Below are 16,271 nucleotides of genomic sequence, written 5' to 3' on the forward strand. Positions count from 1 at the left end.
TTCAGGCGGATTTAACGTTGTTGGAGAGTTCGGGCTTCAAGCCCGCGATAAAAATGACTGCGCGCATTATTCAAATCGCATCGAATGCAGCTGTGCTTTGCGCTGTTGCCGCCTTGCTCGGCGGGTGCGCGGCAGCCGTGCCCGCATTGGGCAGCGCGGCCTCGGCGGCGCTGCAGCTCGCGGGTATCGGCAAGCCCGACGTGCCGGACAGCCAGAAGCCGCCGCGCGACCTCGGCGTCACGCTTTATGCGGCGCGCAATCTCAATGCGGCGACCGACAACAAGCCGCTCGCATTAGTGGTGCGCCTCTACGCGCTGAAGGATCCGACCTCGTTCCAGCAGGCGCCGTTCGACACATTCACCGATCCCGCGAAGGAAAAAAGCACCCTCGGTGCGGACCTGCTGAGCGTGCGCGAAATCACCTTGATTCCGGGCCAGCGGTATAACGCCACGGAAAAAGTTTCGCGCGAAGCGCAGGCTTTCGGTATCGTCGCGCTGTTCCGGGATCCCGCAATGAAGCGCTGGAAATTCGCGTTTGACCCGGCGAAATCGGAGAAATCCGGCATAATGGTTGGCCTGCACAACTGCGCCATGACGGTCACGAGCGGTACCGTAATCCCCGCGGATGCGAGTCAGTCGGCGCAAGCGCTCAATCTGCTTTCGTCCGTCACCTGTGGTTAAAAGCGAATAGGTGAGTGCGAATGCGAAGTTTTAAAACGGGGCAGAAAGAGCGGCAGTGGACCGTGCAAATGAGGACATTGCGGGGGATGAAAGCGGGCATGAATGCACACGCCAGAAGCGCGTTGAATTTCACGGAACCGGACCTCTTTAACCAATTCAGTCAGCCGGCGGCTCGCACGCCAGGCACGACCCGATCGACGCATAACGCTGAATCAACATGAGCTATTCCTCGAAAGTGCTTTGGGGGGAAGGCCTGTTTCTCAGGCCTCAGCACTTCCAGCGGCAAGACGCCTATCACGAAGCGCGGCTCTTCGAGTCGATCCAGGCGATCCAGCCATATAACTGGGGCGTGCGCTCGATCCGTATCGATCACGACTCGCTCGGCAGCAATATTCTGCGCATCAGCGAGTTGTCGCTCGTGTTTCCCGACGGCACGCTCTACTCCGCGCCGCAGGCGGACGACCTGCCGCCGCCCGTCGCGCTCGACACGCTGCCCGAAGGCATCAACGAATTCACGTTCTATCTGGCGCTGCATCAGGTGCGCGAAAACGGCTCGAATTATTCGGCTAATCGCGACGACGGTTTTGTCGCGCGCTACGTGAGCGAGCAGTCGAGCGTGGCCGATCATTACACCGACGCCGCGCAGGCCGACATCACGTTCCTCAAGAACAACGTGAAGCTCGTCGCGCACACCGAGCCGCGCGACCAGTTGCTGTCGGTGCCGGTGGTGCGCGTGCGCCGCACGGCGTCGTCGGGTTTCGAGGCCGACGAGAGCTTCGTGCCGCCGAGCCTCGCCATCGAGGCGTCGCCGCTGCTGCATCAGCGCCTGCGTCGCCTGATCGACGCGCTGCAGGCGAAGGTCAACGCGCTCTACGGTTTCCACCGCGAGCCGACCAAGAACATCATCGAATTCCGCTCGGGCGATATCGCGTCGTTCTGGCTGTTGCACACGGCCAGCGGCGCGTTCGCGACGCTCGCGCATCTGTACCAGCACGCGGCGCTGCATCCGGAGCGGCTCTTCCAGGAAGAACTGCGTCTCGCGGGCCAGTTGCTCACGTTCTCGAAGAATCACACGCTCGCCGATCTGCCCGCCTATCGTCACGACGATCCGGGCCCGGGTTTTGCGCGCCTCGACGCCATCCTGCGCGATCTGCTCGAAACGGTGATCTCCACGCAGTACTTCGCGATTGCGCTGGAAGAAGTGCGTGCGTCGTTCCATATAGGCCGGCTCGACTCCGGCAAGATCGACGACAAGACCACGTTCTATCTCGCCGTCTCGGCCGACATGCCCGCCGTCGATCTGGTCGATGCCGTGCCCGCGCGCTTCAAGGTGGGCGCGCCCGACGACGTCGACAAGCTCGTGCTCTCGGCCATGCCCGGCGTGCGCCTCGTCTACACGCCGCAAGTGCCGCCCGCCATTCCGGTGCGCCCGGGCGCCTGCTATTTCGCGCTCGAATCGCGCAGCGCGCTCTATGAGCGCATGATTCAGGCGCAATCGGCGATGGTGTACACGCCCTCGGGCATCAACGATCTCAAACTCGAACTGATTGCGGTGACGTCATGACCAACGCGCCCTCCCTTTTCGGCGACGTCGCGCCGCCGCCCGTCACGCCGCAAGCGCCGGTGGGCGATCCCGCCTATCAGGTGCGCTCGCTGCTCGATCTGCTCTACGACGGCTTTTTCATGCTATTCCTGCTGAAAAACGGCCGCGAGCCCGGCGACGCCGCCGAATTCAGCGCGCGCGTGCAGCAGTTTCTCGGCGACTTCGAGCGCGGCGCGAAAAAGCTGAATGTTTCCGCCGACGACGTCTATGCGGCCAAGTTCGCATTCTGCGCGGCGATCGACGAATCGGTGCTGTCTTCGCCGTTCCGTATTCGCGCGGATTGGGAGCGCCGTCCGCTGCAACTCACGCTGTTCGGCGAGCAGCTCGCGGGCGAGAAGTTCTTCCAGTATCTCGAGCAATGCCGCGCGCAGGGCGCCGCGCGACTGCAATCGCTCGAAGTCTTTCACATGTGTCTGCTGCTCGGTTTTCAGGGCAAATACATGCTCGAAGGCCCGGAAAAGCTCGCTTATCTGACCGCGCGCATCGGCGACGAAATCGCGCACATGAAGGGCAAACGCGCGCCGTTCGCGCCGCATTGGCCGCTGCCCGATCAGGTGGTGCACCGCCTCAAGCGCGAAGTGCCGCTCTGGACGATCGGCGCAGTGTTCGCGCTCGTCGGCGTACTCGGATGGCTCGGTCTCAGCACGTGGCTGCGCGACAGCACGCTGCGCACGCTCGCGCCCTATACGCAGATCGTCAAGCTCGGCCCGCAATCGGCCAATCTCACGATCTCGCTGCCTTGATATCGACCCGATGACGATTTCAGCCCTGAAAACACGGGCTGAAATCGCTCTCACGCAGGCTCGCCCTGCTCTGCGACCACGCGATCGCGACCCGTCATCTTCGCGCGATACAGACTCGAATCGGCCCGCTTGAGCCAAGCGGCGTGATCGTTCATCGCCTCGTCGCATTGCGCTACGCCGATGCTCACCGTACACGGGCACATGCTGTCCTCGTCCTTCGCCTGCAAGCGCACCGCGCGCGCAAAACGCTCGGCGACCGTGCGCGCTTCGGCGAGCGTCGCACCAGGCAACACCACGCCGAATTCCTCGCCGCCGTAACGGCCAATGCTGTCGCTCGCGCGAAAATGCTCGCGCAATTGCCCCGCAAACGCGCTCAATACGGCGTCGCCGGCCTGATGACCGCGCGTGTCGTTGACGTCCTTGAAATGATCGAGATCGATGAGCAGCAGCGACGATGCATAGCGCGTCGCGCGGCAGCGTTCGAATTCGCGCACGAGCAGATTTTCCCAATGGCGGCGATTCAATAGACCGGTGAGGCCGTCGGTGCGGCTCAGCCCTTCGAGCATGCGCGATTGCTCGGCGAGCTTGCGCGAGATGCGATACACCGCGAGACCCAGCGCAAGCGGATAAATCGCGAGAAACGGCAGGCACGCGAGCAGCGTGGGCAAGCGCGTGTTGGGCTCGAACGCGAAGCCGAACATCAGGAGACCGGCCGCCAGCCCCGCGAGATTCGCCAGCACGCCGCGCAGAAAAAGCCGCATGCCGCCCGACGCCATATTGTTCATGCCCGACATCACGAGCATCAGCGCGCTCGGCAATAAATCGAATCGCATCGCGGCCACCCACACGCCGCCCATGACGGAATCGACCATTAAATTCAGGCGTTCGCCGCGATACGGCACGGCCCATGCATGCGCGGCACGACGCGCGATATGCGGCCAGATCAGGCAGTCGATGACGAGCAGCACCCAGAACGGCGCGCCGCGCCCCTGCTGCACGAACACCGACGCCATGCAGAAAAACGCGAGCAGGCGCCCGCCGGCGCGCAATCGCCAAACGCGCTCGACGAAGCGCCTCCCCTTGCCCGCCATCGGATTCGTGCTGGGTAACATTCTCGGTCTCTCGAATGTCCTGCTGTCGCGCAGGATCTATGCATGTATTGTGCCATCGGCTACCGCGTTCGCCGTGCAGAATTCGGGTTTTCCCCCTGAAAATAAGGGCTATTTGCATGCGTGCGATGAGCGCACGATCGATGCCCGCGCAACCGGACGTCCATGCGTGTGGATCGCGACGGCCCCGCATCGCATGACGTCGCGATGAATTCACCCCACTCAGGGCGCGCCCAAGCCGGTTCTTACCAACCGTTACAGAAGCGACGTGATCGTTGCACCTGTACGCGCCACGCCTTCCTAGAATGCTTCAACCGTTGCGCAGCAAGACCGCAGCGGCCGCCAACGACACTCGACGCGGCACATTGCACGCCTATGCACGGCGCATGCAGCAACGCGCGAATGTCGTGGGCGCTATCGATACCCATGACGTAGAAATCACATAGAAAAGGAGTTCGCATGAATCGCCTCTCGCTTGTCTCGCTCGCCAGTGTTTCCGCCACCGCGCTGCTCGCGCTCTCCGTGAGCGCTCACGCGCAAACCGCCGCGCCGGCTGCCACGACCGCGGGCGCCACGCAGGAATTGCACGCCGCCGACAAATCGTTTATCGCGGACGGCACGCAAACCGTCGCCACGCAGCGCGACGCGGCGCGTATCGCCGACTCGCGTTCAACCGACCGCGAAGTGAAGGCCTTCGCGGAACAACTGGTCGCCGACTACACGAAGCTCTCGAATTCGATGCGCGCCGCCAGCCCGCGCGGCGTGGACGTCCCGCGCGACGATCCGGACGCCGCCGTGCTCTCGAGCATCAACAATCTGCGTGGCGCGGATTTCGACAAGACCTATATCGAACAGGTCGCGCTCGAAGGCCAGCAAAAAACGCTGTCGGCATTTCAGGCGGAAATTGCGTCGGGTCGCGATGCGGGTTTGAAGAAGGCCGCGACCGAAGGATTGCCCATGATTCAGGCGGATATCGCCAAGGCAAAGGAACTGGCCGCGCGCAAGCATCTGGCGGGCTGATGATGGCATGCGCGTGAGCGCATGATCGGCGAGGCGGCGCGCATTCGTGCGCCGCCTCGCATTCTATGATTCGCGTGTTTTATGCTTCCGGATGGTCGTGGGCCGCCGTCACGAGGCGTTCCATGCGCCGATCGGGCACGAGCCACAGCAGCGCGACGAGCAGGAAAAACAGCGCGCCGAAATGCGCGTAATCGGCGGCGGCACAGCCGATTCCCAGCAGATATCCCACCACCGACAACTTGCCTTTGTAATCGCGTCCGAGCGCTTGCGCCAGCGCGCTTTGCGCACCGTGATAGCGCACGAGGCAGCCTTGCAGCACGACGTAGGCAATCGCGCAGAGCAGCAGATTCACGCCATACAGCATGGTCGGCCAGCGCCCGAAATGGTTTTCGCCCATCCAGCCCGTGGTGAACGGCAGCAGCGAAAGCCAGAACAGCAAATGCAGATTCGCCCACAGCACGGTGCCGTTGACGCTGTGCGCCGCGTGCATCATGTGATGATGATTGTTCCAGTAGATGCCCACGTAGACGAAACTGAGCACGTAGCTCAGATACGTCGGCCACAAGGGCGCGAGCGACGTGATGCTGTCGCCGTGCGGCACCTTGAGTTCCAGCACCATGATCGTGATGATGATGGCGAGCACGCCATCGCTGAACGCTTCGAGTCGGTTCTTGTTCATTGGCTCAATGATTCGAGGGGTTCGCAGACGGAGCAAGGCGCGCGAAAGTATGGCCGAAGTATCGCCGAAAGCGACGCGCGATGCTACGTCCTGCCGCGATCGCGCGATAATCGGGCGATGCCGCCGTAAGCGGCGCGCTACATCGTCTGACGAATCGGGCTCGCCCATGGATACCGACCGACGCGCCACCGCCTCACCCGCGAACGCAACCGACGCCGCTGCACCCACGCGCAGCGTGCGCGTCTGGGACTTGCCGACCCGGCTCTTTCACTGGCTCGTTGTGCTGCTCGTCGGCGTCGCGTGGATTTCGCAGCATTTCAACTGGATGCAGTTGCACGTGCGCGCCGGTGAAACGCTGCTCGCGCTGGTGCTGTTCCGTCTGCTGTGGGGCGGGTTCGGCAGCGAGACCGCGCGCTTCGGGCGCTTCGTGGCGTCGCCGCTTGCCGCGTGGCGGCATCTGCGCCACGTCTTCCGGCGCGAACCCGACACTCAGGTGGGTCACAACGCGGCAGGCGGCTGGATGGTGCTGTTGCTGCTCGCGCTGCTGTTCGTCGAAACGCTCAGCGGCCTCTACGTCAACAACGATATCGAGGACGAAGGCCCGCTTTCGGAACACGTGAGCGCCGCGTTCGCGAATGCGATTTCGGCACTGCATGCCTACGGCTGGGATGTGATCGCCATCGCCGTCGTGCTGCATGTCTGCGCGATCGGCGTCTATGCGATCGCCAAAGGCCACAATCTGCTCGGCCCGATGCTCACGGGCCGCAAGCGTCTGCCCGTCACGGTGCGTGCGCCCGCACGCGCCTCGCTCTGGCTCGCGGCGCTGCTGATGGGCTGTGCCGCGCTCGTAACGGCCTTGCTGGCGATGTATCTGTAACGCTCGTGCGCGTCAGCCGGCCGGCACCGTGAGTATCGGCGCCTTCTGATCCTGATTCGCCTGGGAAAGCGCGATCAGATTCTGCAGCACCGTCAACGCATATTTCGAATCGAAATCGTCGTTCTCGATCCAGTACGTGGCGTCGTGATAGCCGATTGTGGCATACGCATCGGGCGGCGCCTTGCTGCCCACGTGCACGATGATCGTCGGCCGCGTTTCGCCGCCGATCAGATGCACGGTGGGAATCGTCGCGCCGCGCTTCACGTCGTCTTCGGGCACGGAAATCTGCGCGCCGAGATTGGTGAGAATGCCCATCACCGAGCGCGTGACCATGTGGATGCTGCGGCCGTCGCCGTTCGCGGGACCGTACACGACCGGATATTCGCGCACGACGGGCGAGAGCTTCAGCAGGCGGCGCACGTCGTCGAGATCGGCTTTCGTTTCGGGCGGCGCGTCTTCGCTGCCGAGCGTCATCGTCACGCGATGCGAGTGATCCACCGGATCTTCCTTGTAGCTGACGGTGAGTTGTCCCGCGAGCTGCAGGCGGCGCAACGCGCGCAGCAGCTCGAAAAAACCGGGACTGCCGTCGCTCGTCGGGCCGCCGAGCGGCGCGGCGTTTTGCAGGCCGCCGACCGATTGCACCGAGAGGCGCAGCAGCAGGTCGATCGGCACGCCGCTGTCCGCGAGCGGCAGCACGAGTTCGGTCGGCAACGGGCGGATATAGCCGGTCGCGAGCGCCTCGCCCGTGGTCGGCACGAACGTGAAGGTCGGGTGATTCGAGTACGTCGCGCCCACGCTCGCCTGGCCGTAGCTGGTGCCCGCCGTGCTGGAGCCGCCCTCCGCGATCGCGCCCGCGTTGGCCTCGAACGTGTAAGACGCGATGATCTGGCTCACCGCGACGAACGACGGCGAATCGCCGAAGCGCAAACCGACGATGGTCGCGAGCATCTCGCGTTTCTTGGCGTCGCCGAGCGCGCGCTCGTAATCGACCTGATCGGTGCGCAACATGTGCGGACCGAACCAGGCGCAGCCGGACGTCATGAGGATTGGACACAGAGCGGCGATCAGGCGGCGCCGCGGCAGCAGGCGAAATGAAATCATGTCGGCTTCGGTCGTCGGTGAGGCAACAGCCGATGCAGCTAGCAAGTGACATGCCTCGCGCGCGCCGCTTGACGTAAAATCGGGCGATCCCGTTCACTTCATTCGACACGACCGCACATGGCAACCTACCTCGAATTGCTCGCCGAAAAGCGTGCGCTCGACGCGCGTATCGATGCGTTGCGCGCCGAGGCGGCCGACGAAGCACTCGCGGCCGCCCGCGCCGCCATCGCCGAATTCGGTTTCACGCCGGACGACCTGTTCGGCAAACCGCGCGCGAAACGCGAGAAAAAAGGCGCGGCCCGTTCGCGCAAGAATGCGTCCGCGCAAGATGCCGACCACGGCAATCTCGATCTTTTCGGCGGCTCCGGCGCAAATTGAACATCTGCGTTGAACCGTTGAAATAAGCGATTGAAATAAACGCGTGCGCGTACGATAAAAAAGCCCGCGAACCATCACGGTTCGCGGGCTTTTTTTGCCTGCGATGCGAGCGGATCGGCCAGCTTACTGCGCGCCCAGCTTCTTGATCAGCACGTCGAGCTGCTCCATCTCTTCAGGCGTGAGGTCGGTGAGCGGCGCGCGCACCGGACCCGCGTCGTGGCCGACGAGCTTCGCGCCCGCCTTCACGATGCTCACCGCGTAACCGGCGCGGCGATTGCGGATCTTCAGATACGGCAGGAAGAAGTCGTCGATCAGCTTGCCGACCGTTGCGTGGTCATCGGCTGCGATCGCGCGATAAAAGTCCATCGCCGTCTTCGGAATGAAGTTGAAGACCGCCGACGAATACACCGGCACGCCCAGCGCCTTGTACGCCGCCGCATACACTTCCGCAGTCGGCAGGCCGCCGAGATACGAGAAGCGGTCGCCCAGACGACGGCGAATCGTCACCATCGCCTCGATCTCGCCCACGCCGTCCTTGAAGCCGATCAGGTTCGGGCAACGGTCGGCGAGCTGTTCGAGCATGTCCGGGCCGAGCTTCGAATTCGCGCGGTTGTAGATGATCACGCCCATCTTCGGCACGGCCTTGCAGACCTGTTCCGCGTGCGCGGCGATGCCTTCCTGCGAGGCTTCCGTGAGGTAATGCGGCATCAGCAGAATGCCTTGCGCGCCGTTGCGCTCCGCTTCCTGCGCGTATTCGATGGCCACGCGCGTCGCGCCGCCCGCGCCCGCGAGAATCGGCACCTTGCCCTTGCAGGTTTCCGTGGCGGTCTTGATGACCTGCGAGTATTCGCTTTTCGTGAGCGAGAAGAATTCGCCCGTGCCGCCCGCCGCGAACAGCGCGCTCGCGCCATACGGGGCGAGCCATTCGAGACGCTCGGCGTAGGTGTCGGCGCGGAAATTGCCTTGCGCGTCGAAGTCGGTGACGGGGAACGACAGCAGCCCTTCTGAAACGATCTGCTTGAGTTCTTGCGGCGTGGTCATGGTCGGGGATCCTGTGATGATGGCGATATCGGGCGAGCCTGCGTTCAGCGCACGAGGCACGGACGCTTGTGGTCGAAAGTCCAGTTGGGAATCAGGTATTGCATGGCGATCGCGTCGTCGCGCGCGCCGAGTCCGTGCTGCTGATACAGCGCGTGGGCCTTGTCGAGTTCGTCGAGATCGATGTCGATGCCGAGGCCGGGTTTCTGCGGCACCTGCACCTTGCCGCCCACGATCTGCAGCGGCTCGCGCGTGAGACGCTGGCCGTCCTGCCAGATCCAGTGCGTGTCGATCGCGGTGATCTTGCCGGGCGCGGCGGCGGCCACGTGCGTGAACATCGCGAGCGAGATGTCGAAGTGATTGTTCGAGTGCGAGCCCCACGTGAGGCCCCAGTCGTTGCACATCTGCGCGACGCGCACCGAGCCCTGCATGGTCCAGAAGTGCGGATCGGCGAGCGGAATATCGACCGATTGCAACTGGATCGCGTGACCCATCTGCCGCCAGTCGGTGGCGATCATGTTGGTGGCCGTCGGCAGGCCGGTCGCGCGGCGGAATTCGGCCATCACCTCGCGGCCCGAATAGCCGTTTTCCGCGCCGCACGGATCTTCGGCGTAGGCGAGCACGTCGTGTTTGTCGCGGCACAGGCGAATCGCTTCGGCCAGCGACCACGCGCCGTTCGGGTCGAGCGTCACGCGCGCCTCGGGAAAGCGTTCGGCCAGCGCCGTGACCGCTTCCATTTCGGCGTCGCCGGCCAGCACGCCGCCCTTGAGCTTGAAATCGTTGAAGCCGTAACGCGCTTTGGCGGCTTCGGCCAGCCGCACGACGGCCTCGGGCGTCATCGCCGCTTCGGTGCGCAGGCGCTCCCAGTCGTCGCGGCCTTCCGCGCCGCTCGCGTACGGCAGATCGGTCTTGCGCCGCTCGCCGATAAAGAACAGATAGCCGAGCATCTCCACTTCGCTGCGCTGCTGTCCTTCGCCGAGCAGCGCCGCCACCGGCACGTTCAGATGCTGGCCGAGCAGATCGAGCAGCGCCGCTTCGAGCGCCGTCACCGCGTGGATCGTGGTGCGCAGGTCGAAGGTCTGCAGACCGCGGCCGCCGGCGTCGCGATCAGCGAACTGCTTGCGCACCGTGTTGAGCACCGCCTGCAGATTGCCGATCGACTGACCGACCACGAACGCGCGCGCATCGTCGAGCGTCTTGCGGATCGCCTCGCCGCCCGGCACTTCGCCGATGCCGGTGTTGCCCGCGCTGTCGCGCAGCAGCACGACGTTGCGCGTGAAGAACGGGCCGTGCGCGCCGGAGAGGTTCATCAGCATGCTGTCGCGGCCCGCGACGGGCACGACGCGCAGTTCGGTCACGACGGGCGTGGCGTTCGGTTGGACGGTCTGTGTGGACATGAAGGCTTACCTGCTTGAAAGCGCTGTTTAAAGGCGGCGCGGGCGAGCGTCCCGCGCCAGTCGGTCGGTCAAAACGGTGTGCGCCGAAATCAGCCCGGGGCGGCGACGATCTCCACCCAGTTCGCGCCGTGTCCGCCCGCGCAGCGCGCGGCGAGCGTGAGCGCCCCGCTCTGCGCATCGACGCGATACAGCGAGACATGCGACGACTTCTCTCCGCAGGCCACCGCGAAGCGGCCCGAGGGATCGAGGCGGAAACCGCGCGGCTGGGTTTCGGTATCGACAAAACCGGCGTAGTCGAGCGCGCCATCGGGCTGCACGGCGAACGTGAGCAGGCGGCTGGTCGTGCGCTCCGAGGCGTAGACGAAGCGGCCGTCGGGCGAGACGTGGATATCGGCGGCCCAGACCAGCTTCGCCAGCTCGGCGGGATCGGGCTGCACCGGGTCCGACGAACTCGGGCGCGCGAAACCGTCGTTCAGATGCGCGAGGTCGGCGGCGCGCGGCGAGACGTGGCCGGGCGCGAGTGCGCCGGTCTGTGCGTCGCGCGTCAACGCGGCTACGGTGGCGCGGAATTCGCTCAGCACGTAGAGCGTGCGCTCGTCGGGCGACAGGCACAGATGACGCGGACCGAAGCCCTTGCCGAGATCCACGGTGCCAATTTCGCGCAGGCGTCCTTCGTCTTCCAGCGCGAAGCAGAACACGCGGTCGCTGCCGAGCGACGAGGCATACGCAAAGCGCCCGTCGGCGGAAACGATCACACAATGCGCGTTCTGGATCCCTTCCACGGTCTGCAGCGGTCCGCCCAGACCCTGATCGATGTCCTGCGTGCGATAGAGACACACGCGATGCTCGCCATACGAGGCGCCGAGCAGAAAACGCCCGAGCGGATCGGCGCACAGATAGGCGAAACTCGAATCGAGCGGCGCGCGGCCGAGCGTGGTCAGCGTGCCGTTGTGCGCATCGATCGCGTAGCGATACAGATGCAGGTCCGAACCGCGCGTCACGGCATAGAGATGGCGGCGGTCGGGCGCGAGCGCCATCGGCATGACGGTCGGCGCGATGGCCGTGCGCGCGTGCGGGGTGAGCGTGGCGGCGTTGGCGTCCAGGTGCAGCACGTCGATCTCGCCGTCGTTGGCGTTCGAAACGTAGACGAAGTAGCGGTCTTGCATGAGCGTTTCCTCAGTGGTCGCGGTCGTGGCGAAAGCCTCAGTGTGCGCCACGATGGACGGACTCTGCTTCGTCGCCGAACGCGCGGCGCGTCGGTTTGTTGCGTGCGAGGAACGCGGCGGCCGCGGCGATCAGCGACGTCACGCCGAGTCCATACAGGCCGCCCGCGATCGAGCCGGTGTGCTGCTGCAGGTAACCGAAGGTGGCGGGCGCGAAGAACCCGCCCAGATTGCCGAGCGAATTGATCAGTGCGATCACGCCGGCGGCCACGCGGGCGTCGAGATAACCTTGCGGCAGCGGCCAGAACAGCGACGAGGCGGCCTTGAAGCCAATCGCCGAGAAGCAGATCGCCACGAACGAGAACACCGGATTCGCCGAGGTCGACGCGAACAGCCCGCACGCGGCGATCACCAGCGCCAGCGCGAGCCACGCCTGCTGGAAGCGCCATTTCGCCGAGAGCAGCGCGAAGCAGTACATCGCGACGATGGCGATCATCCACGGAATCGCGTTGTAGAGGCCCACCTGGAAATCCGTGAGGCCGCCCATCTTGCGGATGATCGTCGGCAGCCAGAACGTGGCCGCGTAAATCGTGAGCTGAATCGCGAAGTAGAGGAAGCAGAACAGCACGATCTGCGGATCCTTCAGCAGGCGCATGACGGGCACGTGCGCGCCGGTCGCGGCTTCACGCTCGGCCTGCTCGCGCGCCATGTAGTTTTCGAGCGCGCCCTGCTCGTCGGGCGTGAGCCAGTGCGCGTCGCGAATGCGCGACTTCAGCAGCAGCCAGCTCGCGCCGCACAGCACGATCGAGAACGCGCCTTCGATCAGGAACATCCACTGCCAGCCCGCGAGGCCGAAGCCGCGCACCGAGAGCAGCGCGCCCGTGATCGGGCCGGACAGCACCGAGGCGAACGCCGAGCCCGCGAGAAAGACCGCCACCGCCTTGCCGCGCGCCTGCTGCGGCAGCCACTGCGCGAAGTAGTACACCACGCCCGGAAAGAAACCCGCCTCGGCGATCCCGAGCAGAAAGCGCAGCAGATAGAACGAGGTGTCGTTCTGCACGAACGCCATCGCGCCCGCCACGAGGCCCCACGTCCCCATGATGCGCGTGAGCCAGGCGCGCGCGCCGTACTTCTGCATCAGCATGTTCGACGGCACTTCGAACAGCGCGTAGCCGATAAAAAACAGCCCGCTGCCGAGCCCGTAGGCCGCCGCGGAGAGACCCAGATCGGCCTCCATGTGCGCATTCGCAAAACCGACGTTCACGCGGTCGATGTAGTTCGCGATGAACATGATCAGGAAGAGCGGCAGCACGTGCCGCATGACCTTGGCGCTGGCCGAATCCAGCAGGTCGTCGTGACGCTTGGCGGGAATGGACATCTGGGTTTGTCTCCTGAGCGACGTCGCGCATCGGGGTTCGTGTGCGGCGCTTCATGGTACGTTGTCTGACGACATTGCAGGGAGGAGACGAGCAGGATTCTATTGGGTGTTTACCCTGAAAAACGGCTTTATATATGCGAATCAGGCGATATCAGTGGGTTCTCCCGCCCTCTCGATGGACATGATTTTGGATTATTTCGCCTAGTTGTACGATGACTTACTTTGCCGTTCTGGCGCGCGCTACCCGCGTGCTGGTGCGGCTTGTCAAACCTGTATCCACATCAACATCCGCTGCCGATCCAGCCATTCGGCCGAGTCTTTTCGCACCACATCGCTACGTAAGATCAAACTCCATCGGCTTGATATTTCGTACCAATGTTGATACATTTGAATCGCCCCAACCTCTACGTCTCGCCGCTCGTCGTGCACTTTTTCCGGACGGATTCCGGCAACGAACCGGTGCGGCAATGGCTCAAGGATCTCGAGGCGGCCGATCGTAAGGCCATCGGCGAGGAAATCAAGGTGGTGCAGATCGGCTGGCCGCTGGGCATGCCGGTCGTGCGCAAGCTGGAGCGTGATCTGTGGGAGATCCGCGTGCATTTGCCGCTGCGCATTGCGCGGGTTTTCTTCACGGTCGCGGGCAACGCCCTCGTCCTGCTGCACGGCTTCATCAAGAAGTCGCAGGCCACGCCGCAAGACGACCTGGCGCTGGCAAGAGAGCGGTTACGTCAATTGAAAAACGGCTAGCGCGCCCCGCGCGCAAGGAGCACGGCATGACGAACAAACATATCGGCGCGAATTTCGACGAGTTTCTCGCCGGAGAAGGCCTGCTCGAAGAATCCACGGCCATGGCCATCAAGCGCGTGATCGCGTGGCAAATCGAGCAGGAAATGAAAGCGCAGCAACTGACCAAGACGCAAATGGCCGCGAAAATGAAAACGAGCCGCGCGGCGCTCAATCGCCTGCTCGACCAGAACGACACCAGCCTCACGCTCACCACGCTGGCCAGCGCCGCCGCCGCGCTCGGGAAGAAGTTCAGGTTCGAGCTCTGCGCCTGAACGCTGCGTGAATTCGGGTAACGCGCGAACGGGCGGCTAGACCTTGCCGCTCGACTCCGTTGCCGCGCGGCGCAGTCTTTCGCGGCTGCTCGACAGATGCATGCGCATGGCCGCGCGCGCGCCTTCGGGGTCCTGACGCGCGATCGCCTCGAAAATGCTTTCGTGCTCGCGGTTCACGAGTTCGGCGTAGGTCTTCGGATCGCGGTGCGCAATGCCGGCCGAATCAATGCGATGGCGCGGAATGAGCGCGGCGCCCATCTGCGTGAGGATGTCCACGAAATAACGGTTGCCGGTGGCGCGCGCCACGGAGACATGAAACTCCAGATCCGCGCCCGCGCTGTCACCGCCTGCGTGGGTCGCCGCCGAGATCGCGTCGAGCGCCGTGCGGATGTTCGCGAGGTCGCGTTCGCTCGCGCGTTGCGCGGCCAGTCCGGCGCACTCGGTTTCCAGGCTGATGCGCAATTCCAGCACCGAAAGCAGATCGTTGAGCGTGCTGGCGGGCACGACGTCGAGTTCGAGCGGCTCGCGGCGCGGCTCCAGCACGAAGCTGCCAATGCCGTGCCGGGTTTCGATCACCGACATGGCCTGCAGGCGCGAAATAGCCTCGCGCACCACCGTGCGGCTCACGCCCAGTTGCGTCATGAGACTGCTTTCGGTCGGCAGCTTGTCGCCGGGTTTCAACGCGCGCGATCCAATCTGCTGGTTGATGAAGTCGACGACCTGCTCGGCCAGGTTGCGGTTGCGCGCGGGTATGGGCGCGGCGAGCGATGCGGCCATCGTCCCCTCCTTGTCGTTCGGTTTAGGGCTTCATTATACGTCGTCGGACAACTGGCGGTTTGTGGGATTTGGCGCGCCGGAAGCGTCGCGTATCAGCGGTTAGCGTGGGTAAGGCTTTGCACAGGCAGTCATCGGACAACCCGTTTGAACAAGCGCTCGACGGCAGTGTTCGTCGCTACCTGTCCTGACGATCCCATCGCGCTAAAAATTTGATTAGCCATCCGAATAAATTGCGACAATAAATCGCGTCACCTTCTCAACGCCCACGGCGTAAAACGAAAACAAACACTCGAACCGTTGTGTTAGCAAACATATCAATCGGCACCGCCGTACCCAGGTTTTTTGTACACCTTCGCGTGCATCGAATTCATTTTTCTTGATAATGTCGCTCAGAGGATGCGCGCCGGACTGCCGGAACATCGGCTGCCGAAGAGAACGAAATCTGCCCCACGCCGGACGACGCCTCAACTGATATCGAATCGCACCGCGTTTGTGTCGCCACAATCCGCAACGAGGGAATCATTGAGAACCCGCATCGTCCTCTTCATTGCCGCGCTCGTCCTGCCCTGGACGCCGCTGTTCGCGGCGCCGCCGGCCGAGCCCGCGCCCGACACGATGCAGGCGCGCGTGATGGGTTGCGCCGCCTGCCACGGCGCGCACGGCGAAGGCACCGACAACGATTACTTCCCGCGCCTCGCGGGCAAGCCGGCCGGTTATCTTTACAACCAGCTGATCGCGTTTCGTGACGGCGGCCGCAGCTATCCGCCGATGAACTATCTGCTCGCGTATCTCCCCGACGCGTACCTCAAGCAGATCGCGGAATTCTTCGCGCAGCAGCATCCGCCCTACCCGCCGCCCGCCACGCCGAAGGTCGACGCCGCGCTGCTCGCGCTCGGCAAGTCGCTCGTCGTCAACGGCGCGCCGAACCGCAACGTGCCCGCGTGCGCCGCCTGTCACGGCGCCGGGCTAACCGGTATGGAACCGGCGATTCCGGGCCTCGTCGGCCTGCATGCGGATTACATCAGCGCGCAACTGGGTGCGTTCCGCTACGGCACGCGCCGCGCCGCGAGCCCCGACTGCATGCACGATATCGCCTCGCATCTCGCCGAGCGCGACATCACGGCTATCGCCGCCTGGCTGGCCGCGCAGCCGGCGCCCGCCGATCCGAAGCCCGCGCCGCCCGCGCCCCTGCCGCTCGCCTGCGGCAGCGTCCCTCACTAGCCGAGGCCTCGACGTGCGCAAACATCGAATCCTCACTACGCTGCGTTCC

At 64.2% G+C, this 16,271-nt stretch carries 17 protein-coding genes; 9 read left to right on the plus strand and 8 right to left on the minus strand.

Annotated elements, in window-relative coordinates; all coding sequences use genetic code 11:
- Positions 1 to 53 precede the first annotated feature (53 nt).
- From tssJ to icmH, 3 genes are all read left to right on the plus strand, one after another.
- The gene (tssJ, locus tag G3N97_RS10380; RefSeq protein WP_205993145.1) at positions 54 to 680 is read left to right on the plus strand and encodes a type VI secretion system lipoprotein TssJ; all 627 of its coding nucleotides are present in this window, start codon (positions 54 to 56) and stop codon (positions 678 to 680) included.
- Between the two features lie 217 nt (positions 681 to 897).
- On the plus strand, positions 898 to 2,244 hold the full coding sequence (gene tssK, locus G3N97_RS10385) for a type VI secretion system baseplate subunit TssK (protein ID WP_205993131.1): 1,347 nt from the start codon (positions 898 to 900) through the stop codon (positions 2,242 to 2,244).
- Entirely contained in the window at positions 2,241 to 3,026 is a 786-nt protein-coding gene (gene icmH / locus G3N97_RS10390; RefSeq protein ID WP_205993132.1) for a type IVB secretion system protein IcmH/DotU, read from the plus strand. Before tssK ends, icmH begins: the two co-directional genes overlap by 4 nt.
- Positions 3,027 to 3,076: 50 nt before the next feature.
- Here icmH and G3N97_RS10395 read toward each other — a convergent pair whose 3' ends face one another.
- Positions 3,077 to 4,138, minus strand: coding sequence for a diguanylate cyclase (locus G3N97_RS10395; RefSeq protein WP_241030510.1), 1,062 nt, complete (start codon positions 4,136 to 4,138; stop codon positions 3,077 to 3,079).
- A gap of 456 nt (positions 4,139 to 4,594) precedes the next feature.
- On the opposite strand from G3N97_RS10395, the gene G3N97_RS10400 reads away from it, so the two are divergent.
- The gene (locus G3N97_RS10400; protein ID WP_205993133.1) at positions 4,595 to 5,155 is read left to right on the plus strand and encodes a DUF4142 domain-containing protein; all 561 of its coding nucleotides are present in this window, start codon (positions 4,595 to 4,597) and stop codon (positions 5,153 to 5,155) included.
- A gap of 79 nt (positions 5,156 to 5,234) precedes the next feature.
- Here G3N97_RS10400 and G3N97_RS10405 read toward each other — a convergent pair whose 3' ends face one another.
- Positions 5,235 to 5,834, minus strand: coding sequence for a TMEM175 family protein (locus G3N97_RS10405; RefSeq protein WP_205993134.1), 600 nt, complete (start codon positions 5,832 to 5,834; stop codon positions 5,235 to 5,237).
- A 166-nt stretch (positions 5,835 to 6,000) separates the two neighbouring features.
- Between G3N97_RS10405 and G3N97_RS10410 the strand changes: the two genes are divergently transcribed.
- On the plus strand, positions 6,001 to 6,711 hold the full coding sequence (locus tag G3N97_RS10410; RefSeq protein ID WP_205993135.1) for a cytochrome b/b6 domain-containing protein: 711 nt from the start codon (positions 6,001 to 6,003) through the stop codon (positions 6,709 to 6,711).
- Positions 6,712 to 6,723: 12 nt separating this feature from the next.
- Here G3N97_RS10410 and G3N97_RS10415 read toward each other — a convergent pair whose 3' ends face one another.
- A complete protein-coding gene (locus G3N97_RS10415; RefSeq protein ID WP_241030511.1) occupies positions 6,724 to 7,812 on the minus strand; it encodes a hypothetical protein in 1,089 nt (362 codons plus the stop codon).
- Between the two features lie 117 nt (positions 7,813 to 7,929).
- Between G3N97_RS10415 and G3N97_RS10420 the strand changes: the two genes are divergently transcribed.
- Positions 7,930 to 8,190 (plus strand): H-NS family nucleoid-associated regulatory protein, encoded by a 261-nt coding sequence (locus tag G3N97_RS10420; RefSeq protein WP_065058899.1) that lies wholly within the window; start codon positions 7,930 to 7,932, stop codon positions 8,188 to 8,190.
- Positions 8,191 to 8,313: 123 nt separating this feature from the next.
- Here the strand turns inward: G3N97_RS10420 and kdgD are convergent, their stop codons facing one another.
- From kdgD to G3N97_RS10440, 4 genes are all read right to left on the minus strand, one after another.
- A complete protein-coding gene (gene kdgD, locus G3N97_RS10425; RefSeq protein WP_205993136.1) occupies positions 8,314 to 9,231 on the minus strand; it encodes a 5-dehydro-4-deoxyglucarate dehydratase in 918 nt (305 codons plus the stop codon).
- Positions 9,232 to 9,275: 44 nt separating this feature from the next.
- A complete protein-coding gene (gene gudD, locus G3N97_RS10430; protein WP_205993137.1) occupies positions 9,276 to 10,625 on the minus strand; it encodes a glucarate dehydratase in 1,350 nt (449 codons plus the stop codon).
- Between the two features lie 89 nt (positions 10,626 to 10,714).
- Complete coding sequence (locus G3N97_RS10435) at positions 10,715 to 11,791, minus strand: beta-propeller fold lactonase family protein (RefSeq protein ID WP_205993138.1); 1,077 nt, start codon at positions 11,789 to 11,791, stop codon at positions 10,715 to 10,717.
- A gap of 37 nt (positions 11,792 to 11,828) precedes the next feature.
- The gene (locus G3N97_RS10440; protein ID WP_205993139.1) at positions 11,829 to 13,166 is read right to left on the minus strand and encodes an MFS transporter; all 1,338 of its coding nucleotides are present in this window, start codon (positions 13,164 to 13,166) and stop codon (positions 11,829 to 11,831) included.
- A gap of 387 nt (positions 13,167 to 13,553) precedes the next feature.
- Here G3N97_RS10440 and G3N97_RS10445 point away from each other — a divergent pair, with 387 nt between their 5' ends.
- Positions 13,554 to 13,913: a type II toxin-antitoxin system RelE/ParE family toxin gene (locus G3N97_RS10445; RefSeq protein ID WP_205993140.1), complete on the plus strand. Its 360-nt coding sequence runs from the start codon at positions 13,554 to 13,556 to the stop codon at positions 13,911 to 13,913.
- A gap of 26 nt (positions 13,914 to 13,939) precedes the next feature.
- Positions 13,940 to 14,224: an XRE family transcriptional regulator gene (locus tag G3N97_RS10450; protein ID WP_205993141.1), complete on the plus strand. Its 285-nt coding sequence runs from the start codon at positions 13,940 to 13,942 to the stop codon at positions 14,222 to 14,224.
- Positions 14,225 to 14,260: 36 nt separating this feature from the next.
- Here the strand turns inward: G3N97_RS10450 and G3N97_RS10455 are convergent, their stop codons facing one another.
- Positions 14,261 to 15,001 (minus strand): FadR/GntR family transcriptional regulator, encoded by a 741-nt coding sequence (locus tag G3N97_RS10455; protein WP_205993142.1) that lies wholly within the window; start codon positions 14,999 to 15,001, stop codon positions 14,261 to 14,263.
- A gap of 615 nt (positions 15,002 to 15,616) precedes the next feature.
- Here G3N97_RS10455 and G3N97_RS10460 point away from each other — a divergent pair.
- A complete protein-coding gene (locus G3N97_RS10460; RefSeq protein WP_205993148.1) occupies positions 15,617 to 16,222 on the plus strand; it encodes a c-type cytochrome in 606 nt (201 codons plus the stop codon).
- Positions 16,223 to 16,271 lie beyond the last annotated feature (49 nt).

The sequence above is a fragment of the Paraburkholderia sp. Ac-20347 genome (genome assembly GCF_017104805.1).
GTDB lineage: Bacteria > Pseudomonadota > Gammaproteobacteria > Burkholderiales > Burkholderiaceae > Paraburkholderia > Paraburkholderia tropica.